Annotated in this window: 17 protein-coding genes; 11 read left to right on the forward strand and 6 right to left on the reverse strand. The window is 60.2% G+C overall.

Translation table 11 applies throughout. The features are described 5' to 3' along the window. The 3 genes from ligA to smc all read right to left on the reverse strand — a co-directional run. Nucleotides 1-1,647: NAD-dependent DNA ligase LigA (gene ligA, locus VNZ65_RS18685; RefSeq protein WP_325671672.1), on the reverse strand; the 1,647-nt coding region annotated here is incomplete at its 3' end. A 100-nt stretch (nucleotides 1,648-1,747) separates the two neighbouring features. Then, nucleotides 1,748-2,890 (reverse strand): cell division protein ZipA C-terminal FtsZ-binding domain-containing protein, encoded by a 1,143-nt coding sequence (locus VNZ65_RS18690; protein ID WP_325671674.1) that lies wholly within the window; start codon nucleotides 2,888-2,890, stop codon nucleotides 1,748-1,750. Nucleotides 2,891-3,146: 256 nt separating this feature from the next. Beyond that, nucleotides 3,147-6,677, reverse strand: coding sequence for a chromosome segregation protein SMC (gene smc, locus VNZ65_RS18695; protein ID WP_325671676.1), 3,531 nt, complete (start codon nucleotides 6,675-6,677; stop codon nucleotides 3,147-3,149). 397 nt (nucleotides 6,678-7,074) lie between these two features. Between smc and dapC the strand changes: the two genes are divergently transcribed. The 11 genes from dapC (at nucleotide 7,075) to VNZ65_RS18750 (ending at nucleotide 19,829) form a co-directional block, all read left to right on the forward strand. Beyond that, nucleotides 7,075-8,277, forward strand: coding sequence for a succinyldiaminopimelate transaminase (gene dapC, locus VNZ65_RS18700; protein ID WP_325671678.1), 1,203 nt, complete (start codon nucleotides 7,075-7,077; stop codon nucleotides 8,275-8,277). A gap of 140 nt (nucleotides 8,278-8,417) precedes the next feature. After that, nucleotides 8,418-9,245, forward strand: a complete 828-nt coding sequence (gene dapD, locus VNZ65_RS18705) for a 2,3,4,5-tetrahydropyridine-2,6-dicarboxylate N-succinyltransferase (RefSeq protein ID WP_325671679.1) — start codon at nucleotides 8,418-8,420, stop codon at nucleotides 9,243-9,245. Between the two features lie 115 nt (nucleotides 9,246-9,360). After that, nucleotides 9,361-10,506 carry a PilT/PilU family type 4a pilus ATPase gene (locus VNZ65_RS18710; RefSeq protein ID WP_325671681.1) on the forward strand — a complete coding sequence of 382 codons (1,146 nt, stop codon included), beginning with the start codon at nucleotides 9,361-9,363 and terminating at the stop codon, nucleotides 10,504-10,506. Between the two features lie 107 nt (nucleotides 10,507-10,613). Then, on the forward strand, nucleotides 10,614-10,967 hold the full coding sequence (locus VNZ65_RS18715) for an ArsC family reductase (protein WP_325671683.1): 354 nt from the start codon (nucleotides 10,614-10,616) through the stop codon (nucleotides 10,965-10,967). Between the two features lie 29 nt (nucleotides 10,968-10,996). Further along, the gene (gene dapE / locus VNZ65_RS18720) at nucleotides 10,997-12,142 is read left to right on the forward strand and encodes a succinyl-diaminopimelate desuccinylase (protein WP_325671685.1); all 1,146 of its coding nucleotides are present in this window, start codon (nucleotides 10,997-10,999) and stop codon (nucleotides 12,140-12,142) included. Nucleotides 12,143-12,175: 33 nt separating this feature from the next. Beyond that, the gene (locus VNZ65_RS18725) at nucleotides 12,176-13,765 is read left to right on the forward strand and encodes a methyltransferase regulatory domain-containing protein (protein WP_325671686.1); all 1,590 of its coding nucleotides are present in this window, start codon (nucleotides 12,176-12,178) and stop codon (nucleotides 13,763-13,765) included. Between the two features lie 191 nt (nucleotides 13,766-13,956). After that, nucleotides 13,957-14,841, forward strand: coding sequence for a 50S ribosomal protein L3 N(5)-glutamine methyltransferase (prmB, locus tag VNZ65_RS18730; RefSeq protein WP_325671687.1), 885 nt, complete (start codon nucleotides 13,957-13,959; stop codon nucleotides 14,839-14,841). Nucleotides 14,842-14,944: 103 nt separating this feature from the next. Further along, nucleotides 14,945-16,951, forward strand: a complete 2,007-nt coding sequence (locus VNZ65_RS18735; RefSeq protein WP_325671689.1) for an ATP-binding cassette domain-containing protein — start codon at nucleotides 14,945-14,947, stop codon at nucleotides 16,949-16,951. After that, nucleotides 16,909-17,820, forward strand: coding sequence for a DUF2520 domain-containing protein (locus VNZ65_RS18740; RefSeq protein WP_325671691.1), 912 nt, complete (start codon nucleotides 16,909-16,911; stop codon nucleotides 17,818-17,820). The genes VNZ65_RS18735 and VNZ65_RS18740 overlap by 43 nt, the downstream gene beginning before the upstream one ends. Before the next feature lie 448 nt (nucleotides 17,821-18,268). Beyond that, nucleotides 18,269-19,072 carry a cystine ABC transporter substrate-binding protein gene (locus VNZ65_RS18745; protein ID WP_325671693.1) on the forward strand — a complete coding sequence of 268 codons (804 nt, stop codon included), beginning with the start codon at nucleotides 18,269-18,271 and terminating at the stop codon, nucleotides 19,070-19,072. 94 nt (nucleotides 19,073-19,166) lie between these two features. After that, nucleotides 19,167-19,829, forward strand: a complete 663-nt coding sequence (locus VNZ65_RS18750) for an amino acid ABC transporter permease (RefSeq protein ID WP_325671695.1) — start codon at nucleotides 19,167-19,169, stop codon at nucleotides 19,827-19,829. Between the two features lie 10 nt (nucleotides 19,830-19,839). On the opposite strand, the gene ppk1 is transcribed toward VNZ65_RS18750, so the two are convergent. The 3 genes from ppk1 to VNZ65_RS18765 form a co-directional block, all read right to left on the reverse strand. Next, nucleotides 19,840-21,894 carry a polyphosphate kinase 1 gene (ppk1, locus tag VNZ65_RS18755; RefSeq protein ID WP_325671697.1) on the reverse strand — a complete coding sequence of 685 codons (2,055 nt, stop codon included), beginning with the start codon at nucleotides 21,892-21,894 and terminating at the stop codon, nucleotides 19,840-19,842. 180 nt (nucleotides 21,895-22,074) lie between these two features. Beyond that, the gene (locus VNZ65_RS18760) at nucleotides 22,075-22,803 is read right to left on the reverse strand and encodes a site-2 protease family protein (RefSeq protein WP_325671699.1); all 729 of its coding nucleotides are present in this window, start codon (nucleotides 22,801-22,803) and stop codon (nucleotides 22,075-22,077) included. 11 nt (nucleotides 22,804-22,814) lie between these two features. Continuing rightward, nucleotides 22,815-23,825: a DUF2167 domain-containing protein gene (locus VNZ65_RS18765; RefSeq protein WP_414649177.1), complete on the reverse strand. Its 1,011-nt coding sequence runs from the start codon at nucleotides 23,823-23,825 to the stop codon at nucleotides 22,815-22,817. Nucleotides 23,826-24,117 lie beyond the last annotated feature (292 nt).

Below are 24,117 nucleotides of genomic sequence, written 5' to 3' on the forward strand. Positions count from 1 at the left end.
CATGACGCCGTCGATGCCGCCGAAATGCGTCGCCAGTTCTTTCGCCGTGGCCTCGCCGACGTGGCGGATGCCAAGTGCATAAATGAAACGCCCAAGGGTGGTCGATTTCGATTTTTCCAATGCGGACAAGACATTTTGCGCCGACTTGTCGGCCATCCGGTCCAGCTCCGCCAGTTTCAGCAAACCCAGCTTGTACAAGTCGGCCGCTGTGGTGATGACGTTGCGGTCAACCATCTGCTCGATCAACTGGTCGCCCAGGCCTTCGATATCCATCGCCCGGCGCGATGCAAAATGCTGCAGGCCGCCCTTGCGCTGCGCCGCACACTTGACCCAGCCGCCGGAACAGCGGGCGATCGCTTCGTCTTCCAGCTTGACGATGGCCGAGCCGCAAATCGGACACGCGGTCGGCATGACGAACGCCTGCGCATCGGCTGGCCGCAAGTCGGCCACAAAGGCCACCACTTCGGGAATCACATCGCCGGCGCGGCGCACGATCACGGTATCGCCGATCTGGATATCCTTGCGCCGCACCTCGTCTTCATTATGCAAGGTGGCATTGGTGACCGTGACGCCGCCGACAAACACCGGCGCCAGCCGCGCCACCGGCGTCACGGCGCCGGTGCGGCCGATCTGCACTTCGATGCCGAGCACCTGGGTGGTGGCCTCTTCCGCCGGGAATTTATGCGCCAGCGCAAACCGCGGCGCGCGCGAGACGAAACCCAGGGTCTGCTGCTGCAGCAGGCGGTTAACCTTGTACACCACGCCATCGATTTCATACGGCAGTTGCGGGCGCTTGCTGCCGATGCCGCGGAAAAAATCCAGCAGGCCGGCAGCGCCCTTGACCACGCTGCGCTCCTTGCACACCGGTAGTCCGAGTTCGCTATACCAGTCCAGCAATGCCGAGTGCGAAGCCGGCATGGCCGCCCCCTCCAGCGTTCCTATGCCGTAGGCAAAAAAGCGCAAGGTGCGCTGCGCCGTGATGCGCGAATCCAGCTGGCGCAAGCTGCCGGCGGCGGCATTGCGCGGATTGGCGAATTCCTTCATGTCGGCTTCGCGCTGGCGGGCATTGAGCTTGGCGAAGTCTTCCTTGAACATCAGCACTTCACCGCGCACATCCAGCACCTTCGGCGGGTTATCGGTATGCAGGCGCAGGGGAATCGCGCGCACGGTGCGGATATTGCTGGTGACGTTTTCACCGGTAGTGCCGTCGCCGCGCGTGGCCGCCTGCACCAGCACGCCGTCCTCGTAGCGCAGGTTGATGGCGAGGCCGTCAAACTTCAGTTCGGCGGCGTATTCGATCTCGCTGTCGACCTGGGTGTCGAGGCCATCGCGGACGCGGCGGTCAAATTCGACGATGTCGTTGTCTTCAAAGCCGTTGCCCAGCGATAGCATGGGAATCGAATGCCTGACCTGCTCGAACTGCGGCAAAGGCGCGGCGCCGACCCGCTGGGTTGGCGAATCCGGCGTATTCAGTTCGGGATGGGCCTGCTCCAGCGCCTGCAACTCGCGAAACAGCTGGTCGTATTCGGCGTCGGGAATCGACGGATTGTCGAGTACGTAATAAGAGTGATTATGACGATTCAGCTCGGCAGCGAGCCAGGCGGCGCGCGAACGCCAATCTGCAGAAATTCGTGAAAGCACTGACATGGTATTGCAAAATCCTTACGTTGTTTGGAACTCCTACTTTAGTCAGTTGAGGACAGAGTAATTCGTCGCGCTACGGCGACTCTTAAACTCTGTCCCGCAATCAGCTAAACAAACGCAGGGCTCGCACTGAGCCCGCTGGGATTTCAGCGGCATCCATTTCACGGTAGAAGGCGTCGACCTGGCCGGCGATTTCGGCCAGCTGAACATCGGCCAGGGGCTGGTTGCTGTCGTCGACCAGCACGCCGCCAAGGCGTGCGGCCAGCGAACGGCCGCAAGCCACCATGGCGCCGTAGCCGTCACGGTCGGGAGCGACGCGCGGCACATCCAGCAGCAGGGTCAGGCGGCTGGTGGTTTCGGCCACCGCGCTGGCGTTGGTGGACAAGGAGAACAGCAAGCCGCCCTCGCCGTCCGACATCACCATGCGGCCTTCCGGCCGGGCGTCGAAGCCTTGCCGCGTCAGGGCTGCCTGCAAGGTGCTGATGGCCCACGGTGCGCCGTTCGACTGGATATTCACGCCCAGTTGCGCATCGTGTTCGATCACGAACTGGTGCAGCGAACGCGCGGTGTGCATCACTTCCATCATGTCCGGCAAGTCCGGCTCGGCGCCGAGGTCGTCGGCGATCTGGCGCAAGCGGCTGACCAGTTCCGAATATTCGATCTCATTCAGGGGATTGGTGCGGTTGGCCAGCTGCACGCCTGCCAGCAAAGTGCTGTAGACGCCGCCGTGCGCCACCGGCTCCCAGTCGCCGTTGGCATCCTCGCCGATGAAATGGATAGGCTTGTTGCCGACATGGCGCAGGCTTTGCAGGGCCGGCAAGATCTTGTCGCCGCGCACCGGCGCTTCCAGCGCCAGCGGGATGGCGCAATCGATCAGTTCATCGACCGGCAGATCGCGGCGTGCCGCTGGCGCAGGCGCCGGGGCCCCTGCCACCGGAGCGCCGAACTGCGGCTCCAGCGCGCCCTGTTCTGCGCTTTGCTCGATATCGTCGTGCGCCGCGGCTGCCTGCCTGGCGTCGCCCCTGCCGTCGAGTTCGCTGTCGAGTTCGCTCTCGAACAGTTTCGGCTCGTGGCGCACCGGCGCCTCGCCGCCATCCTTCGGCGTCATCAAGACATCGTCATGCGATCCGGAAAATGCCCGTTCGACGCTTTTCTTGGCCTTGTATTCCTGCCATTTATTGTAGGAAATGACGCCAACAAGAAACGCGCCTCCGATGATGAACAGGCTGGTCTGTAAATCTGTCATTCTGCTGATGCCTTAATAGCGAACACTGCCATGTCACCGGCATACGCGCTTGAAATATAAATCTGCGATTGAAATCGTGGTCTGGTCATTGATTAGAGCTGTTCTTATGAAAACGCTACTAGTATTACTGCATATGGGCTCAAGATAAAATTATTGAGACATATTTTTACAATATATTGCATCGCGACACTTAAATCAGCTTAGTGTCGCTGCAAAAAGTTGTCAAGCAGGCCAAGCCGCGCCATTGCATCGACGCTTAAGCAGCTACGGCATCGCTGGCAAAACTTCTGGCCGCTTCCATGTCCACCGCCACGATCCGCGACACGCCCTGCTCCTGCATGGTCACACCGATCAGCTGCTGCGCCATCTCCATCGCAATCTTATTATGCGAAATGAAGAGGAACTGTGTGTTAGCGGACATACGCTTCACCATATTGCAGAAACGTTCGGTGTTGGCGTCGTCCAGCGGCGCATCGACCTCGTCCAGCAGGCAGAACGGCGCCGGATTCAGCTGGAACATCGAGAACACCAGCGCCGTCGCCGTCAGCGCCTTTTCGCCGCCCGACAGCAAATGAATCGTCGCATTCTTCTTGCCCGGCGGCTGCGCCATCACCTGCACGCCGGAATCGAGGATTTCGTCGCCGGTCATGATCAGCTTGGCCTGGCCGCCGCCGAACAGGATCGGGAACAGTTCGGCAAAGTGATGATTGACCTTGTCGAAGGTATCCTGCAGCAGGTCGCGGGTTTCCTTGTCGATCTTGTGGATCGCATCCTGCAGCGTGTTGATGGCTTCGGTCAGGTCGGCATTTTGCGCATCCAGGAAATTCTTGCGCTCGGAGGCCTGCGCCAGCTCGTCCAGCGCTGCCAGGTTGACCGCGCCCAGGCCGGCGATCGCATTGGTCAGGCGCGTGACTTCGCCTTGCAGATACGATGGCCGCATGTCGGCGGTCAGTTTTTCGCTCAGCGCCGCTTCGTCCGCTTGCGCTTCGAGCAGCTGCTGCACGTATTGTTCCTGGTTCAGGCGCGCCGCCTGTTCCTTCAACTGCAATTCCATGATGCGTTCGCGCTGCGGCTGCAGGCTACGCTCGGCTTGCAAGCGGCTTTCCTCGTGCTGGCGCAGGTTTTGCGACACCTGGTCCAGCTCGTGGCGGGTATCGGCCAGCGCCCGTTCCTGTTCGCTGCGCTTGTCCAGCAAGTCTTGCAGACCGGCCTGGGCAGCCTGGTCGTCCAGGCTTTCCAGCTCCAGATGGCCTTGCTGCATATTGGCGAACAGCTGCGCCGCCTGCTCCAGCGCGGTGGCGATGCTGCGCTTGAGCTCTTCGATCTTGTTGCGATGGGATTTCTCGGCAAACTCCGCTTCCTGCGCCGCCCGCTCCATTTCGCGCAAGCGCTGGCGGGCTTCGTTCAGTTGCTGTTCCTTGCCCAGATAGTCGGTCTGGCCGTCTTCGTGCTTCTCCTGCAGCTCGGCCAGCTCCATGTCGAGCTGCTCGAACTTGGCTTCCGATTCCATCTTGACTTGCTGCTGCTCGCTTTCCTGGGCGGCGATTTCCGCCAGGTCGGAAGCGATCTGCGAACTGCGCTGGTTGAAACGCTCCTGCAATTCGGAGAGCTTCATGACATCGATCTGCAAGCCATGCACCGCCTGGGTCAGGCTGGCGTGGCGCAAGCGCATTTCCTGCAGACGCTGGGTGGCTTGCGACAATGCCGCCTCCGCCCGCACCGAACGCGAACGCGCTTCGTCGGCCAGCATCTGCTGGGCGCGCAACTGCTTGGTGATGTTTTCGATTTCCTGCTGGCGCGCCAGCATGCCGTCCTGCTCCGAATCGGAAGCATAGAAGCGCACGCCGCTCTTGCTGATCACATGGCCCTGGCGCGTGACGAAGCTGGCGCCCAGCGGCAGCTTGCTGCGTTCAGCAAAGGCGGTTACCGTGTCGTCGGCAGCGTAGAAATTGTGCAGCCAGTCTTGCATCAGCACGCGCAAGCCCGGATCGTTCAGCTGCAGCAGATTGATGAAGGGCTTCAAGCCGGCGGGCGCATCGGCCGGCGCGGCAGATGCCACGCCGTTCGGCGAAAACAAGGCCAGCTTGGCCGGCGGCGCATCGTTGAAGAAGGCCTTGGCCCAATCCAGGTTGGACATTTCCAAGGCCGAGGTGCGTTCGCGCAAGACCGATTCCAGCGCCGTTTCCCAGCCGCCGTCGATATGCAGCTTCTGCCACAGGCGCGGCAATTCCGCCAGCTCATGCTTTTGCAGCCAAGGCTGCACCTTGCCTTCGGTCTGCACGCTTTCCTGCAGCTGCTTGAGCGCCGTCAGGCGCGCTTCCAGCTGCGCATTGTTGGCGCTTTCGGTATTCACCTGCTGCTGCGCATCGCGCCGCTCTTCTTCCAGCCGCGGCTGCTGTTCCTGCAACTCTTCCAGCTGCATGCCGGTTTCTTCCAGGCCGGCCTGCTTTTCTTCCAGCTGCATGCGCAGATTGGTCAGGTGCGCATTGTCCGGCAGGTTCAAGCCATTCTTTTCCTGCGCCAGGCGTTCGCGCCGGCTGCTCAGTCCATTGAGGATGTTCGACGCATTGCGCTGGTGGGTCGATTCCAGCTCGATCTGCTGCTGGATCTGCATGATCTTGCCGCGCGACTCCGTGCTCTTCAGCTGCGCTTCGCGCCAGCTCTGCTCCAGCGCCGGCAGCTGGTCGTTATGCTGCTGCGACGCTACCTGCGATTGCTCGACCCGCGCAGCCAGCTCTTCCAGGTGCATCTCGGCTTCCACCAGATCGTCCTGGAATTGCGTGCCCTGGCGCTGCCACTGGTCGCGCTGCGCGGTCAATGAATTGAGCTGCGACTGCAGGCGGTTGCGCGATTCGATCACGAACTTGATCTGCGCTTCCAGGCTGCCGATCTCGGAATTGGTCTGGTACAGATGGCCCTGCGCCTGGTGCATGCGGTCGCCGGCAGCGTAATGCGCCTGGCGCATGTGCTCCAGCTCGGTTTCCACATGGCGCAGCTTGGCGGTCTGTTCTTCCAGGTCGGTTTGCGCTTTTTCAATCTCGCGGAAGAATTTCTCCTGCTCGCCCTTGGCTTCATTCTTGCGCAACAGCCACAGCAATTTTTGCTTTTCTTCCTGGTCGCCCTGCAGCTCATGGAACTTCTGCGCAACTGCGGCCTGCGCCTGCAATTTCGCCAGATTGGCGTTCAGCTCGCGCAGGATGTCTTCCACACGCACCAGGTTTTCACGAGTATCGTTGAGGCGATTCTCGGTTTCGCGGCGCCGTTCCTTGTACTTGGAAACGCCGGCAGCCTCCTCCAGGAAAACCCGCAGTTCTTCGGGGCGCGCTTCGATGATGCGCGAAATCATGCCCTGGCCGATGATCGCGTAAGCGCGCGGACCAAGGCCGGTGCCCATGAAGATATCCTGGATATCGCGGCGCCGTACGGCCTGGTTGTTGATGTAATAAGTCGACGTGCCGTCGCGCGTCAAAGTGCGCTTGACGGCGATTTCGGCGTACTGGCTCCACTGGCCGGCGGCTTTGCCGAGGCCATTGTCGAACACCAGTTCCACCGATGAACGGCCAGCCGGTTTGCGGTGCGAAGAACCGTTGAAAATAACGTCCTGCATCGATTCGCCGCGCAGCTCGGAAGCCTTGGATTCGCCCAAGACCCAGCGCACCGCATCGATGATATTCGACTTGCCGCAGCCATTCGGCCCCACCACGCCGACCAGCTGGCCGGGGACCTGGAAATTGGTGGGATCGACGAAAGACTTGAATCCCGATAATTTAATGGAAGTTAGACGCACGTTATCGACTGTTCTTATCAAAGTCGGCGAAAAAGCTGCCGTCATACTAAAAACGGGAAAAACCCCGCAGGAGGCCGACATCATAACATTCCGCCCCATCATATATGCGATCTGAATGGCTGTGAATATCGGGAAATGCGATTGTTACTTCAGTTGCTTTCCATCCGGGCACAGCAATGCACGGACATAAAAGGATAGATTTTTAACCCGGGGCATGCTCATGAAAAATTTCAAGAAGACAATGAAAAGCAAAAAAATAGCGCTAAATCTGTCTTCGCCAGTCTCCAGGACCTGCAATGGCGGCCATCAGACAGGTCACTTCTGTATATAATGCAAACAGCATATTCGTCGCTGTTTTTCCTCATTCCATCTTTGTTATTCGTCCGTCATCAACCACGTGAATCCATTACTAGACCGGCTGCAACCCTATCCGTTTGAAAAACTGCGCGCGCTGTTTGCCGGCGTCACGCCCAATCCCGCGTACAAAGCGATCAGCCTCGGCATCGGCGAACCGAAGCATCCGACGCCAGCCTTCATCCAGCAGGCCTTGAGCGACAATCTGAACGGCCTGGCCAGCTATCCGAGCACCATCGGCGCCGAACCCTTGCGGGCGGCGATCGCCGGCTGGCTGGAACGCCGCTACGGCTTGCCGGCGCTGGATGCGGCGACCCAGATCCTGCCGGTCAACGGTTCGCGCGAAGCGCTGTTTGCACTGGCGCAGACCGTGGTCGATCCGTCGCAACGGGATGCGCTGGTGATGTGCCCGAATCCGTTCTATCAGATCTATGAGGGCGCCGCCTATCTGTCCGGGGCGCAGCCGTATTTCGTCAACTCCGATCCGGCCCGCAATTTCGCGCCGGATTACCGCAGCGTGCCGGACGACGTCTGGCCGCGCGTCAAGCTGCTCTACCTGTGCTCGCCCGGCAATCCGACCGGCGCCGTGCTGTCGCTGGAAGACTGGCAAGAATTGTTTGCGCTGTCGGACCGCCACGGCTTCGTGATCGCCGCCGACGAATGCTATTCCGAGATCTATTTCAAGCCGGAAGCGCCGCTGGGCGGCCTGCAAGCCGCCAATATCCTGGGCCGCACAGGCTACCCGCGCCTGATTGCCTTCTCCAGCCTGTCGAAGCGTTCGAATGTGCCTGGCATGCGCTCCGGCTTTGTCGCCGGCGATGCCGCCATCCTGAAGAAATTTCTGCTGTATCGTACCTATCACGGCGGCGCCATGAGCCCGCCAGTGCAAGCGGCTTCGGTCGCCGCCTGGAACGACGAAACCCACGTCGTCGAAAACCGCGCCAAATACATGGCAAAATTCCAACAGGTCACCCCTGTGCTGCAAACGGTGCTGGATGTCGCCTTGCCCGACGCCGGCTTTTATCTATGGGCAAAAGTAGACAAGCTGGCAAACATCTCCGATACCGACTTCGCCAAGCGGCTGTATGCCGAATATAATGTAACCGTATTGCCCGGCAGCTATCTGGCGCGCGACGCCCATGGCAGCAATCCGGGCCGGCAGCGGATCCGCATGGCGCTAGTGGCGGAAGTCGATGAATGCCTGGAAGCGGCGCAACGCATCGCCGCATTCTGCCAGAGCCTTTAGCCTTGGCATCGGCCGGCAGGCGGACGCGCAACTGCCTCCTTCTGCAACGGCCTGATCTTACGTATTGCACCGTGACGATGTAGTTTGACCGTCGTCATGGTCAAATCCATGTTTTTAACCTTTTTTATCAGCGACCTATCATGACTCAATCTCTGCAAGCATTTATCGACCAAGCCTGGGAACAGCGCACCGAATTTTCCCCGAAGACCGCGCCCGCCGACGTCCGCGAAGCAGTCGCCAAGGTGATCGCCGAACTGAACCAGGGCAGCCTGCGCGTGGCCGAGAAAATCGACGGCAGCTGGGTCGTCAACCAATGGATCAAGAAAGCCGTGCTGCTGTCGTTCCGCCTGGAAGACAACCTGCCGATGCCGGCTGGCGAGAACATGCAGTTCTACGACAAGGTGCCTACCAAGTTCGCCAACTACACCGCAGAAGATTTCGCCAAGGGCGGCTTCCGCGTGGTGCCGCCGGCAGTGGCGCGCCATGGCAGCTTCATCGGCAAGAACGTGGTGCTGATGCCTTCCTATGTCAACATCGGCGCTTACGTCGATGAAGGCACCATGGTCGACACCTGGGCCACCGTCGGCTCCTGCGCGCAGATCGGCAAGAACGTCCACCTGTCCGGCGGCGTCGGCATCGGCGGCGTGCTGGAACCGATGCAAGCCAACCCGACCATCATCGAAGACAACTGCTTCATCGGCGCCCGTTCGGAAATCGTCGAAGGCGTGATCGTGGAAGAAAACTCGGTGATCTCGATGGGCGTCTACATCGGCCAGTCGACCAAGATCTATGACCGCGCCACCGGCGAAGTCACTTACGGCCGCATCCCGTCGGGTTCGGTCGTGGTCTCCGGCAGCCTGCCTTCGGCCGACGGCAAGTACAGCTTGTATTGCGCAGTGATCGTCAAGCGCGTCGACGCCAAGACCCGCGCCAAGACCGGCATCAACGAACTGCTGCGCGAAGCCTGATTCAAGCCTTGCCAGGCTTGCGGCATGGAGAAGATGCGCAAGCCTGCCTGGACTTCATATAATAATAATGTGTACTCCCCTGGCGCATCGCGCAGGGCAGACTGAGGAGTTTTTGATGGCAATGGACCGCTTGTTTCGTTTGATGCGGGAGAAGGAAGCGTCGGACATGTTCCTGGCGCCGGGCTCGCCGATTCATCTCAAGATCAAGGGCCAGATGGTGCCCGTCAACCAGCAGAACATGGATGACAACACCATTCTGCTGCTGCTGAAAGAAGTGCTGCCTGCCGAACGGCTGCAAGAGCTGGAGCGCAACAACGAACTCAATCTCGGCGTGCCGATCGCCGGCGTCGGCAGTTTCCGCTTCTCGGCATTCCGCCAGCGCGGCAGCATTTCGGCGGTGATCCGTTACATCCCGATCGATATTCCTGCATTCGAAACACTGCGCCTGCCGCCGGCGCTGCTCGACCTGATCGGCCGCAAGCGCGGCCTGCTGCTGATTGTCGGCTCCACCGGTTCCGGCAAGTCGACCACCATCGCCTCGATGCTGGACTATCGCAACAAGACCCAGGCCGGCCATATCCTGACCCTGGAAGACCCGATCGAATTCCTGTTCCAGAACCACCGTTCCATCGTCAACCAGCGCGAAATCGGCAGCGACACCAACGACCTCAACGGCGCCCTGAAGAACGCCTTGCGCCAGGCGCCCGACTGCATCCTGATCGGCGAAATCCGCGACAAGGCAACCATGTCGGCCGCCCTCGCCTACGCCCAGTCCGGCCATCTGGTGGTGTCGACGCTGCACGCCAACAATACCTACCGCGCGCTGAACCGCGTGATCAGTTTCTATCCGATGGAAAACCGTCCGGCATTGCTGGAAGACCTGGCTTCGACCCTGGCCGCGATCGTTTCCCAGCGCCTGGTCAAGACCGTCGACGGCGAACGTACGCCGGCGGTGGAAATCATGCTGAACACGCGCCACGTTTCGGAGCTGATCGAAGAAGACAACATCAGCCAGATCAAGGAAGCCATGGAAAAGAGCCTGGCGCCGGGTTCGCAGACTTTCGAGCAGGCACTGATGCAGCTGATCGAAGACGGCGTCATCACCCAGGACGAAGCGCTCGAACACGCCGATTCACCGAGCAATCTGTACTGGCTGATCAACAACCATACGCCAAGCTCGAAGAAAAACCTGACGCCGATTGCGCCGGAACCGGAACGCGTCGAAGGTGCGACCTTCACCGAATTTACCTTGGATTTGTAAATAATTGCGGGACAGAGCCGCCCGGGTAGGGTTTAAGAGCCACCGAAGCGTGGCGAATTACTCTGTCCCCAACTGATTAAGATAGAACGGTTATAACTGATACTGCTATGGCAATTACTCTTTACGGCATTCCCAACTGCGACACGGTCAAGAAAGCCCGCACCTGGCTGGAAGACCAGGAAATCGCTTACACGTTTCACAATTTCAAGAAAGACGGCGTCAGCGCCGAACTGATCGCTACCTGGCTGGCGGACATCCCGTGGGACACGCTGGTCAACCGCAAGGGCACCACCTGGCGCGGCCTGCCGGAACAACGGCGCAACGGCATCACCGACGGCATCAGCGCCACGCCTCTGATGCTGGAACTGCCATCCATCATCAAGCGTCCTGTGCTGTACACCGGCAAGCAGGCTTATGTCGGCTTTTCGGATGCGTTGTACCAGGAAATCTTCAGCCAGTAATTTACCGCAACATCATTGAAATGCCGCACATGAACAAGCACAGCAAAACCCTGGCACTGGCCGAACAACTGATCGCTCTCTCCTCCGTCACGCCGCAGGACAAAGGCTGCCAGGCGCTCCTGATCGAGCTGCTGGCGCCGCTCGGCTTCGCCTGCGAAACCATCCAGTCCGGCGACGTCACCAACCTGTGGGCGCGCAAGGGCAACGAGCGGCCGCTGCTGGTGTTTGCCGGCCATACCGACGTAGTGCCGACCGGCCCGCGCGAGCAGTGGCAATCCGATCCTTTCCTGCCCAGCCATCGCGACGGCAAGCTGTATGGCCGCGGCGCCGCCGACATGAAAACCTCGATCGCGGCGATGGTGGTGGCGGTGGAAGAATTCACCCAGGCCCGCCCGGACCACGCCGGCTCGATCGCTTTCCTCATCACCAGCGATGAAGAAGGCCCGGCCACCGATGGCACCGTGGTGGTGTGCGACAAGCTCAAGGCACGCGGCGAGCAGCTCGACTACTGCATCGTCGGCGAACCGACTTCCAGCTCGACGCTGGGCGACATGATCAAGAACGGCCGCCGCGGCACCATGTCCGGCAAGCTCACCGTCAAAGGCGTGCAGGGGCACATCGCCTATCCGCAGCTGGCGAAGAATCCGATTCACCTGGCGGCCCCGGCGCTGGCCGAACTGGCGGCGGAAAAATGGGACGAGGCCAATGAATACTATCTGCCGACTTCCTGGCAGATGTCCAACATCCACGGCGGCACCGGCGCTTCCAATGTGATTCCCGGCGAAGTCGTGATCGATTTCAATTTCCGCTTTTCCACCGCCAGCACGGTCGACGGCCTGCAGCAGCGGGTCCATGCCATCCTCGACAAGCACGGCCTGGAATACACGCTGGCCTGGACTGTCGGCGGCCGGCCGTTCCTGACGCCGCGCGGTACGCTGAGCGACGCCATCGCCGCCGCCATCAAGACAGAGACCGGCATCAACACCGAACTGTCGACTACCGGCGGCACCTCGGACGGCCGCTTCATTGCGCAGATCTGTCCGCAAGTGATCGAGTTCGGGCCGCCCAACGCCAGCATCCACAAGATCGACGAACACGTTGAAGTCCAGTTCATCGATCCGCTGAAAAACATTTACCGGCGCACCCTGGAAAACCTGCTGCCGGCAGCCGGCTAAAGCACACTCACGCATCCTCACGCAAAGGTATTTATGGCTGGCAGCAGCAAGGACATCGTCGAACAAGCCTACGACGCTACGCCATATACCTCGCATCCCTTCAAAGCCACCGCGCCGGAACATCTGGCGGCGGTCGCCACCCTGTTCGGCCTGCAGCCGCCGCGCGCCGAGAACGCGCGTGTGCTGGAGCTGGGCTGCGCTTCCGGCGGCAATCTGATTCCGCATGCGCAACGGCATCCCGGCGGCCATTATGTCGGCGTCGACCTGTCCAAGGTGCAGATCGACGCCGGACAGCAGCGGCTGTCCGCCCTCGGCTTGCAGAATGTCAGCCTGCACCACATGAGCATCGGCGACATCAGCCCGGCGCTGGGACAGTTCGACTACATCGTCTGCCATGGCGTCTACAGTTGGGTGCCGCCGCAGGTGCAGGAGCATATCCTGCGCGTCTGCGCGGAAAACCTGGCGGCCGACGGCGTCGCCGTGGTCAGCTACAACACTTACCCCGGCTGGAAATTCAAGGAAGTGGTGCGGGAAGCGATGCTGTTCCGCGGCAAGGACCATGACAATCCAAGCGACAAGCTGGCGCATGCGCGCGGCATGTTCAATTTCATGCATGAAATGTCGAGCAAAGGCAGCGTGCTGAACCAGGTTCTGGAACAGCACAGCGCCACGTTCAGCGGCCAGTTCGACGACTATTACCTGCTGCACGAATACCTGGAGCCGTACAACCTGCCTTGCTATTTCAGCGAGTTCGCGGCGCGCGCGCGCCGGCACAAACTGAGCTATCTGGCCGATTCCGAGCAACAATCGATGTTCGTCGGCAATCTCGGCAGCCAGGTCGCCGAACCTTTGCTGCGTGAATGCGGCAATGACCAGGTGGCGCTGGAACAGTACATGGATTTCCTGCGCAACCGCCAGTTCCGCCACACCTTGCTGGTGCACGCGCAACAGCAGGGGCAGATACGCTACCAGCTCGACCCGGCCGTGCTGGCGCAGCTGCATTACGCATGCGCGGTCGATAGCGGCACGGCGGCGATCGCGCCGGACGATAGCGAGCAAGCCATGACGCTCGGTGGCCAGCAGCTGGTCATCCGCGGCCAGGTCAGCAAACTCGCCCTGCAGATACTGGGCGAACGCTTCCCCGCCACCTTGCACTTGCCGGAACTGGTCGAGGCGGTCCGCCAGCGCCTGCAGCAGCGGCATGACAACGATAGCGGCGTCATCGTCGGTTTGATGGAAGCGCTCGTGATCCGTGGCGCCGTCGAGTATCGCGTGCAAGCGCTGGAGGCCGCCCCCAGCCTGGACGACAAACCGCTCGCCCTGGCATCCGCCCGCGCGGATCTGGCGCTTGCTCCCGGCGCCGGCGTCACCAATCTCTGGCACCAGCGGGTGACGCTGAACATCGTCGAACAATTGTTGCTGCCCAAGCTGGATGGCAATCATACTCAAGAGCAACTAATCGAGCATATCCTGCAGCAAGAGCAGCAACACATGCTCGAATTCAAGCACAAGGACGGCCAGCGCGTCAGCGATCCGCGAGCCTTGCGTACAGAAGCCACCGAGCATGTCGGCAATGCCCTGCGCACACTCAGATATAATGGGATGTCGATCAAATCCCGATAAAATCGAGGAAAATCAAGGCAATAACGGGCTAATTGGCCGGCTGCGCCCCATCCGGCCCGGCATTTCCGATAGAATCCGCCTGACACTTTGCGCCGCTGCGCAATTGCTCTACTTTAATCAGCCAGGGACAAGGTGGTTTGCCGCTGGCCGGCGGCTGCCAGACTTTGTCCCGCATATACAATAACCGCACCATGACACCACAATCCTTTACTACCATCCGTGATCTGCTGCGCTATGCAGTGACCCGTTTCAACACTGCGGGCCTGTTTTTCGGCCATGGCAGCAGCAATGCGCTGGATGAAGCGGCCTACCTGATCCTGCATACGCTGAAGCTGCCGCTGGACAAGATCGAGCCATTCTTCGATGCACGCCTGCTGCCGCACGAGATCGAAGCCGTCTTGCAAGTCATCGAAAAACGCAGCGTCGACCGCTTGCCGGCTGCCTACATCACCAATGAAGCATGGCTGGGCGACTACCGTTTTTATGTCGACCAGCGCGTGATCGTGCCGCGTTCCTTCATCGCCGAGCTGATCCCCGACCATTTCTCGCCATGGCTGCAAGAGCCGTCTGCGGTCAGCAACATCCTGGAACTGTGCACCGGCTCCGGCTGCCTGCCGATCATGCTGGCCGATGCTTTCCCTGAAGCCCATGTCGACACCGCCGATATCTCGGCGGATGCGCTGGCGGTAGCGCGGCGCAATGTCGACGACTATGAGCTGCAAGACCGCATCACGCTGATCGAATCCGATCTCTACAGCAACGTGCCGCTGAAAAAGTACGACCTGATCGTCACCAACCCGCCGTATGTCAATTCCGGTTCGATGGGCAAGCTGCCGCAGGAATACCTGCGCGAACCGCAGATCGCCCTGGCCGGCGGCAGCGACGGCATGGACCTGGTGCGCCAGATCGTGGCCGGCGCCAAGCAGCGCCTGACCGCCAACGGCATCCTGGTGGTCGAGATCGGCAACGAGCGCGCCTTTGCCGAAGCGGCTTTCCCGGACCTGGAAATGACCTGGGTCTCGACCAGCGCCGGCGACGACATGGTGTTCCTGCTGACCGCCGACCAGCTGCCGTAATATTGCGGCAAGGGTGCCTGCTCTTGCCCATTCAGACAGACCATCACGACCTGCATGCCACTGACGCATGCATGGCCATTCATTTAGCAAGTAGATAGTAGACATGATACGTTTTCAACAAGTTTCCCTGATGCGCGGCGTCAAGCCTTTGCTCGACAATGTCGACGTCACCCTCAACCCGGGCGACAAGATCGGCCTGATCGGCGCCAATGGCGCCGGCAAGTCCAGCCTGTTCGGACTGCTGCGCGGGGAGCTGCATGCCGACCTCGGCGAAATCGATTTCCCGTCGAAATGGCGCATGGCCTACGTCGCCCAGGAAACCCCGGCGCTGGACCGCCCGGCGATCGAATACGCGATCGATGGCGACGTCACCCTGCGCCGCCTGGAAGAAGAGCTGGCGTTCCTGGAAAGCGAACCGGAAAGCACCTCCAACGGCATCCTGATCGGCGAGCTGTACAGCGCGCTGGCTGACGCCGATGCCTATACCGTGCGCTCCCGCGCCGAACAGCTGCTGACCGGCCTCGGCTTCTCGCTGGCACAGATGGACCAGCCGGTGGCCAGCTTCTCCGGCGGCTGGCGCATGCGCCTGAATCTGGCGCAGGCGCTGATGTGTCCGTCCGACCTGCTGCTGCTCGATGAGCCGACCAACCACTTGGACCTGGACGCCATCATCTGGCTGGAAGACTGGCTCAAGCGCTATCCCGGCACCCTGATCATCATTTCCCATGACCGCGACTTCCTCGACGGCGTGGTGAATGTCATCGTGCATATCGACGAACGCAAGCTGAAGCGCTATTCCGGCAATTATTCTTCGTTCGAGCGCCAGCGTTCGGCGCAGCTGGAACTGGCCGCCGGCACGCTGGAAAAGCAGATGCGCCAGCGCGCCCACCTGGAATCCTTCATCAACCGCTTCAAGGCCCAGGCCAGCAAGGCGCGCCAGGCACAGAGCCGGATGAAAGCCCTGGCCAAGATGGAAGAACTGGCGCCGCTGCGCGCCGCCGCCGAATTCTCGTTCGAGTTCCGGGTGCCGCTGAGCGCGCCGAATCCGCTGCTGGTGATGGAAGACGTTAGCGCCGGCTATCGCACGGAAAGCGAAACCAGCCATGACGTCACTGAAAAGGTAATCGTCGCCGGCATCAATTTTTCGCTGCAGATCGGCCAGCGCATCGGCCTGCTGGGTGTCAACGGCGCCGGTAAATCGACCTTCATCAAGACCATTGCGGAAGAGCTCAAGCCATTGCACGGCGTAGCCCAGTTCGGCAAAGGCTTGTCGATCGGCTACTTCGCCCAGCATCAGGTGGAAATGCTGCGCCACGACGAATCGCCGCTGTGGCACATGGGCAAGATCGCGCCGACCACGCGCGAGCAGGAACTGCGCAACTTCCTCGGCAGCTTCAATTTCAACGGCCCGATGGTGACCAGTTCCATCAAGCCGTTTTCCGGCGGCGAAAAAGCCCGCCTGGCGCTGGCCCTGATCGTCTGGCAGCGCCCTAACCTGCTGCTGCTGGATGAGCCGACCAACCATCTGGACCTGGAAACCCGCGAAGCGCTGACCATGGCGCTGGCGCAATTCGAAGGCACGCTGGTGCTGGTATCGCATGATCGCCACCTGCTGCGCGCCACCACCGACCAGTTCATCATCGTCGCCGATGGCAAGGTAGCGCCGTTCGACGGCGACCTCGACGATTACAAGGACTGGCTGTTCAAGACCAAGCTGGCGGCCAAGAACAGCGCCACCGACGCTGCACTGCCCAAGGCCAGCAGCAAGGCCAAGATCGCCAGCGCGGTGGCACCGGCGGCAGCGCCGGTGATCGACAATGCCGACCGCCGCGAACAGAAGCGGCAGGAAGCGGAAGCACGACAAAAGCTCGCGGCGCAAAAAAAACCTATCGAGTCGCGCATCAAGCGCCTGGATGAACAGATCGCCAAGCGCAGCGCCCAGAAGGCGGCGGTCGATACCCGTCTGGCCGATCCGGAAATCTACGACAAAGACAAGAAAAAGGAATTGGCGACGCTGTTGACCGATCAGGCGTTCTATAGCAAGGAACTGACGCAACTGGAGGCGGAATGGCTGGAACAGCAGGAAGCGCTGGAGCAACTGGGCAACTAGGTCCGGACCAGGACGACGCCGGCGGCCGTCGCAAAACGCTGAGCATCATCGGCTGCGGCAAGCTTGGTCGCAGCCTCGGCCTGTTATGGCATCGTTTTGGCCATGATCGCCGTGGTTTTATCTTGCGCGACATATTGAATCGCTCCGCTGCCAGCGCGCAGCAGGCATGCGACTTCATCGGCGCGGGCAACGCGGCATCGTCATTTGACGATCTGCGCCCTGCCGATGTGTTCCTGATTGCCGCCGGCGACGACCAGATCGCCGCCTGCTGCGATGCGCTCGCCGCTGCTGGCAAACTGCAAGCGGGCAGCATCGTGTTTCACTGCAGCGGCGCCCTGTCCTCGCTCGCACTGGCTTCCGCCAACGCAGCCGGCGCGACAGTCGCCAGCATCCATCCAATCCGCAGCTTCGCTGCGCCGCAGCAAGTAGCCGACAGCTTTGCCGGCACCTGGTGCGGCAGCGAGGGCGACGACGACGCCATGGCCGTGCTCGGCCCGGCCTTCGAGGCTATCGGCGCGCAACTGGTCGCCATCGAGCGCGAGCAAAAGACCCTGTATCACGCAGCGGCCGTATTTGCCTCCAACTACCTGGTCACCCTGATCGATGTCGCCCAGCAAGCCTATATCGCCGCCGGCATAGCACCCGAGCTGGCACTCAAGCTGATCGAGCCGCTATTATCGGAAAGCGCCGCCAACGCCTTCCGGCTAGGCCCCGCCACCGCCCTCACCGGCCCCATCGCCCGCGGCGACCTGGCGACCGTGGTGCGACAATCGCAAGCCTTGCAGCAGTGGCGGCCGCAGCTGGCCGGACTGTATGAGCAATTCGCGGCAGTGACCAGCGAACTCGCCGCGTGCAAGAAAAATGCATAAAACGCGGCACGGCCGTAGCCCGCTTTCCGTCGCGCCAGATATACGTAGCTAACTGGGGTCAGAGTGGACTTTCTGCGCGCTTTTTGCAGAAACTCCACTCTGACCCCACTTAGCGGGCTACGGAGTACATGCCACGCCACTGGAAAACAAAACCATGCAGCGCGTTCTGTCTTTCTCCGATTCCGTCATCTGGGGGCAGAGTCGAGTTTCGCGAAAAAGCACCGCAAAAGTCGACTCTGCCCCCAGATGACTCCCGCCCCCCAGATGACTCAAGCCGCTGCTTCATTGACAATATTCGCTATCTGAAAAAAAACTGAAATGCAAAGACAATAAGTGCATATAGAATGGAGAAAGCTTCATTTTACGTTTGACCTGGAAAGCCCTTAACATAGGCGTCACCAGCAACACCTCCTTGTGCTTGTCTGTGCCCTCAACCTAAGGATAAAAAATGGCCACAACACTGTCCCGACTCAGCAAGATTGCCGCGGCAATCCTGATCACCAGCGTCACGCTGAACGCCTTTGCGGCAGACCTGCTCGATACCGTCAAAGCGCGCGGCACCTTGAAAGTAGCGATGGAAGGCAACTACCCGCCTTTCAATTTCAAGGATCCGAAAAGCGGCGAACTGACCGGCTTTGAAGTCGACGTCGCCAAGTTGCTGGCAGCCAAGCTCGGCGTCAAGCCGGAATTCACGACCACCGAATGGAGCGGCATCCTGGCAGGCCTGGGCGCCGGCAAATACGATGTGATCCTGAACCAGGTCGGCATCACCGAAGCGCGCCAGAAAGCCTTCGATTTTTCGCAGCCTTACACCCTCTCCAGCGCCCAGCTGATCGTGCGCAAGGACGAGAAGCGCAGCTTCCCGACGCTGGAATCGCTGAAGGGCTACAAGCTCGGGCTCGGCCAGGGCACCAACTTCGAGCAAAAAGCCAAGGCCGTGCCGGGCATCGATGTCAAAACCTATCCCGGCTCGCCTGAATACCTGGCCGACCTCGCCAGCGGCCGTATCGATGCCGCCTTGAACGACCGCCTGCTGGTCGGCTATCTGCTGAAAAGCTCGAACCTGCCATTGAAGGCCGGCGCCACTTTCGGCGATGTCGACAAGATCGGCATTCCTTTTCAAAAAGGCAATCCGAAATTTGAAGCGGCTTTGAACAAGGCGCTGGACGATATCCTGAAAGACGGCAGTTTCAAGCAAGTCTCGTTCAAATGGTTCGGTTTCGATGTTAGCAAAGCGCCATCAGCGCAATAAACCGATTCGCGCTACACTTGCGTTAAACCAGACATCCCCGCCCACTGCGGGGATGTTTTTTTAAGCAAGAGAATCTAGATTTAATAACGACAATATGGAATTACTAGATTTGCTGGAGCAGGCAGCGCCCACCTTGTTCCGCGGCGTCGGCTATACCCTGATATTTGCAGTAGCGTCGATGCTGGGCGGCCTGCTGCTCGGCTTCCCGCTGGCGATCGCCCGCATCGTGCCGTCGCGCTGGGCGCAGTGGCCAGCCACCGTGTATGTCAGCCTGATGCGCGGCACGCCGCTGCTGGTGCAAATCTTCGTGATCTATTACGGCCTGCCGAGCATCGGCATCAGTTTCTCGCCTTTGACCGCCGGCATCCTGGCGCTCAGCCTGAATGCCGGAGCCTACCTGTCGGAAAGCCTGCGCGGCGCGATTCTCGGCGTGCATGCCGGGCAATGGTCGGCCAGCTACAGCCTCGGCCTGAATTACTGGCAAACCCTGCGCCACATCATCATTCCGCAGGCGATCCGGATTGCCGTGCCGTCGATGAGCAACACCCTGATCAGCCTGATCAAGGATACGTCGCTGGTGTCAGTCATCACAGTCACTGAACTGATGCTGGCCACCAAGGAAGTGATTGCCGTGACCTTCCGGCCGCTGCCGCTCTACCTGGCGGCGGCAGTGATTTACTGGTGTCTGAGCATCTGCTTTGAGCGCCTGCAAAGCAGGCTGGAACGCAAGCTCGGACAGGCGCATAAAGCCAACTAGCGTTGCCGCATCAAAAGCGCGACAACAGGTCGATCTGGCTCACCAGCGGCGTGTCGTCGCCCGGATTGGCGCGATGGTAGCTGCCTTCGCTATCCATATCCCAGGCTGACGCATTGTCTTGCAGGTGCACCAGCAAGCTCTCTTCAATCACGCGCCGCTTGAGCTTGCTGTCCTGGATCGGGAACGCCGTTTCGATGCGGCGGAACAGATTGCGATCCATCCAGTCAGCACTCGACAGCATCACGTGTTCCTCGCCATCAGCGTAGAAATAGAACACCCGATGATGCTCCAGGAAACGGCCGATGACCGAGCGCACCTTGATGTTTTCCGACAAACCCGGCACCCCGGGCTGCAAGGCGCAGACACCGCGGATCAGCAGCTGGATCTTGACCCCTGCCTGGGAAGCCAGGTACAAAGCCTCGATCACGGTCGGCTCCAGCAAGGCATTCATCTTGGCGATGATATAACCCTGCTTGCCGGCCTTGGCCGCATCGACTTCCTTCTGGATCGCCAGCAGCACGTTGGCGTGCAGTGTAAACGGTGATTGCCACAGGCGCTTGAGCGGCACCTGCTTGCCGAAGCCGGTCAGTTGCTGGAACACGTTATGCACGTCTTCGCAGATCTTGTCGTCATTGGTCATCAAGCCGAAGTCGGTGTACAAGCGTGCAGTGCGCGGATGATAGTTGCCGGTGCCCAGATGCACATAGCGTTTCAGCTTGGTGTGCTTGGCGTGCCGCTTGCGGCGCACGATCAGCAGCATCTTGGCATGCGTCTTGTAACCGAACACGCCGTACACCACATGGGCGCCGACCGCTTCCAGCTTGGCGGCCCAGCCGATATTGGTTTCTTCGTCGAAGCGCGCCATCAGCTCCAGCACCACCGTGACTTCCTTGCCGTTCTTGGCGGCCTGCATCAGCGCGCTCATCAGCGGCGAGTCGTTGCCGGTACGGTAAATGGTCTGCTTGATGGCCAGCACATCGGGATCGATGGCCGCCTGCTGCAGCAGCTCCAGCACCGGCTGGAAGCTTTCGTAGGGATGGTGCAGCAAAACATCGTTCTGGTCGATGATGTCGAATATCGAAGCACCGGTGACGAAGGCTTTCGGCAGCACCGGCGAGTGTGGGGTGAATTTCAGATCGGGGCGGTCGACCAGATCGGGCAAAGGCATCAGCCGCACCAGGTTGACGGCGCCGTTGACCCGGTAGCAATCGGCCGGCGCCAGGCCGTTCTGGTTCAGCAGACGCTGCACCAGCGAGGCCGGCGTGCCGTCCGCCACTTCCAGGCGCACCGCGTTGCCGAGCTGGCGGGTCGGCAGCTCGCCCTGCAGCGCCAGGCGCAGATCGGTGACTTCATCTTCGTCGACGAAGAGGTCGCTGTTGCGGGTCACGCGGAACTGGTAACAGCCGCCAATCGACAAGCCAGGAAACAGTTCGCCGACGAAACGCTGCATGAAGCTGCTCAGCAGCACAAAGCCATAGGCGTGGCGCGACAGATGTTCCGGCATCCGCACCAGGCGCGGCAACACCCGCGGCGCCTGGACGATGGCCAGTTCGGTTTCGCGCCCGAACGCGTCTTTGCCGCTCATCTTGACGGCAAAATTCAAACTCTTGTTGAGCACCCGCGGAAACGGATGGGCAGGATCGAGGCCGATCGGCGTCAGCACCGGCAGCAGCTCGGTCTTGAAAAATTCATGGGCCCAGGCGGTCTGCTCATCGGTCCATTCGGATTCCTGGTAAAACGCGATGCCTTCCGCGTTCAGCGCCGGCAGCAAGACCTCGTTGAACAAGGCGTACTGGCGCGCCACCAGCTTTTGCGCACGTTCGCTGATGGTGCTGTAGGCATGCTGCAGCGACATGCCGTCCGGCGTCACGCCATCCACCGCGACCCGGATCTGCTCCTGCAGGCCCGACATGCGGATCTCGGAAAACTCGTCCAGGTTGCTGCTGGTGATGCAGACAAAACGCAGCCGTTCCAGCAGCGGCACCGCAGGGTCCTCGGCTTGCGCCAGGACGCGTTCATTGAAGGCAAGTACGCCGAGTTCGCGGTTGAGCAGTGGGAAAGTCATGGTCCGGTCGGAAGAGTGAGCGAGGTTGCAATAAAAAATGTTGGCGATTACCAATATGACATTATTGATTGTAAGGACGCAATGTGACGCAAGAATGACAAGCCATTGCTCAGCTCAATCCGTGCCGGTCGGATGCCGGCGCAGCCGTGGCTGGCAGACCGCCCAAGTGGGAGTAAACGGCTACAGCCAGCTGCTATGAACCGGCGCCAGCATATCGTGCACGCCATGTGTCATCAGCACCAGGAATGCCAGCAAAGCCAGGTAATAGAACGTATAAGTTGCCTTCACCGAGGGCTCTATGCCGTAGTACTGCTGGTTTTCCGGGAGGCTGGCGTCATAGTTCCAGGCGCGTTTGAGTTGCGGCAACGCGAGAATGACGACCACGATCAGCAAAGGCGTCGGCCGGTAGGCGAACAAGGCAATCAGCACTGGAACGCCGGCAAACCATATGCGCGGGGACAGCACGGCGGTGATGCGGCCGCCGTCAAACGGCGACATCGGGATCATGTTGAACAGGTTCAGGAAAAAGCCTGCATACGACAAGGCAAGCAAGAGGTTGCTGTCGTACTGGCGCGCGACAAAATAGCAAACCAGGGCGCCGGCCGTACCGACCAATGGCCCGGCAAGGCCGACATAGGCTTCCGTTTCCGCATCGTGCGGCATGTCTTTCATCTGGATCCAGGCGCCGACAAACGGGATGAAGGTCGGCGCACCGACCGCCAGGCCACGTCGCTGTGCCGCCAGGTAATGCCCTGCTTCATGCACGAATAGCAGCAGCACGAAGCCTAGCGCATAACGCCAGCCGTAGAACATCGCGTAGACCGCGATCGACAGCAGCATGGTGCCGGAAGTGGTCAGGATCTTGCCGAGTTTCAGGCCTCCCAGCAGCAGGAATAGCAGTTTGCTCATGGCCTTCGCCTTCAGGCGTGATTGGCCGGATCAGTGGCGTCGGCTGGACGATCAGACTTGCTGTCAGGCGCAGCCTGAGGAAACTGGGGCCGCGCAAATGGCGACTCTTCAGCATCAACCGGATTGAGCGGCGCCGGCGCAGGTTTCGGTTCGCGCTTGAAAAATCGCTTGATGGCAGCGCCGAAGGCAAGCACAGCGAGCAAGCCGATTTTGAAGAATTTCGCAGCGAACGCGGCGATCACCGCTATCAGGCCGATCTTCTTGGCGGCAACGCCGACCACCAGGGCCGCCAGGCCATACTCGGCGACGTGGTCGGTCGATGCCGTGAAATCTGCGTAGCGCTTGCCCTGGTGATAGTCGATGGCCGCCAGCAGATTGTTTGCAATCGGCTTGTCCGCAGCCAGAGACGAGAGGCCAGTCACCATGGTCAAGGTCAGATAACCGTCGCGGCCAAGCGCCAGGGTGCGGTAGTTGACGCCCGTTTGCGCGTCGTTGGCCACAGCGCCTTTGTCGCGTACGATCACGGACCAGAGCAAACGATGGGTGCTTGAATCGTAGGTCGGCGCTTCCGCCCAGCCGCCTATTTCCATTTCGGGAATGCCACGCTCCTTACGGCTTGCATTTGCCTGCTCCGTTCCTTCGCGCAAGCTCTGCAGCATGTCGTCGGCCTTCCAGTCGCGGGCATCGTCGTCGCGTACGTAACCCTCTTTCTTGAACTCGACGGTAGCAAACCAGTCGCCGCCTGTAGTCGTGGGAACAATGACGCCGACCAGCGACTTGTCATCGATAACGTTGCCGACAGCACGCAGATAGCGAGCGGCGGCGGCAGTTGGCACAAAGCCATAACCTTGCGGCAGAGAGAAAGTGGCCTGGTCACTGAGTTCGATCTTGCTTGGTCCCTCCACCAAGACCTTCTTTGCCTCGGCCGCCGCCGCCTTGATTTCCGCCTGGGTTTCGGCAGTCTGGGCGAAGCAAGTGCTCGCGATAAAGGTCACGGCAAGCGCGACCAGAAATTTTCTCAGGATTTTCATGGCTGGATCGATATTGTGGTTTTAGGGGAGCTTTTTTGTCGATTGCCGCCAAAGTCGACTGTTGCTCCCTGCAACAGCTCATGCTTAGACGCATTGGTTTTTCAACAAAATTGCAGTCACTTTAATACCATGAAATCGACATATGTTGCCGTATTACATCTTAAAAAGTAGATAAATTCACTATCTTTATCAATTCTGCACAACAGTTAAGTATTTTCACAAAGCATTCTCGATTCGGCAATTTGCGCTCAGAACACATAAAAAAACGGCCTGCAGAATCAAA

This window comes from Collimonas sp. (assembly GCF_035566555.1).
GTDB lineage: Bacteria > Pseudomonadota > Gammaproteobacteria > Burkholderiales > Burkholderiaceae_D > Collimonas.

Excerpts from the sequence above, each read along its gene's own strand:
- VNZ65_RS18690 (WP_325671674.1), bottom strand. The coding sequence starts at position 2,890 with ATGACAGATTTACAGACCAGCCTGTTCATCATCGGAGGCGCGTTTCTT.
- dapD (WP_325671679.1), top strand. The coding sequence starts at position 8,418 with ATGACTCAATCTCTGCAAGCATTTATCGACCAAGCCTGGGAACAGCGC.
- VNZ65_RS18710 (WP_325671681.1), top strand. The coding sequence starts at position 9,361 with ATGGCAATGGACCGCTTGTTTCGTTTGATGCGGGAGAAGGAAGCGTCG.
- VNZ65_RS18715 (WP_325671683.1), top strand. The coding sequence starts at position 10,614 with ATGGCAATTACTCTTTACGGCATTCCCAACTGCGACACGGTCAAGAAA.
- dapE (WP_325671685.1), top strand. The coding sequence starts at position 10,997 with ATGAACAAGCACAGCAAAACCCTGGCACTGGCCGAACAACTGATCGCT.
- VNZ65_RS18725 (WP_325671686.1), top strand. The coding sequence starts at position 12,176 with ATGGCTGGCAGCAGCAAGGACATCGTCGAACAAGCCTACGACGCTACG.
- prmB (WP_325671687.1), top strand. The coding sequence starts at position 13,957 with ATGACACCACAATCCTTTACTACCATCCGTGATCTGCTGCGCTATGCA.
- VNZ65_RS18735 (WP_325671689.1), top strand. The coding sequence starts at position 14,945 with ATGATACGTTTTCAACAAGTTTCCCTGATGCGCGGCGTCAAGCCTTTG.
- VNZ65_RS18740 (WP_325671691.1), top strand. The coding sequence starts at position 16,909 with ATGGCTGGAACAGCAGGAAGCGCTGGAGCAACTGGGCAACTAGGTCCG.
- VNZ65_RS18745 (WP_325671693.1), top strand. The coding sequence starts at position 18,269 with ATGGCCACAACACTGTCCCGACTCAGCAAGATTGCCGCGGCAATCCTG.
- VNZ65_RS18750 (WP_325671695.1), top strand. The coding sequence starts at position 19,167 with ATGGAATTACTAGATTTGCTGGAGCAGGCAGCGCCCACCTTGTTCCGC.
- ppk1 (WP_325671697.1), bottom strand. The coding sequence starts at position 21,894 with ATGACTTTCCCACTGCTCAACCGCGAACTCGGCGTACTTGCCTTCAAT.
- VNZ65_RS18760 (WP_325671699.1), bottom strand. The coding sequence starts at position 22,803 with ATGAGCAAACTGCTATTCCTGCTGCTGGGAGGCCTGAAACTCGGCAAG.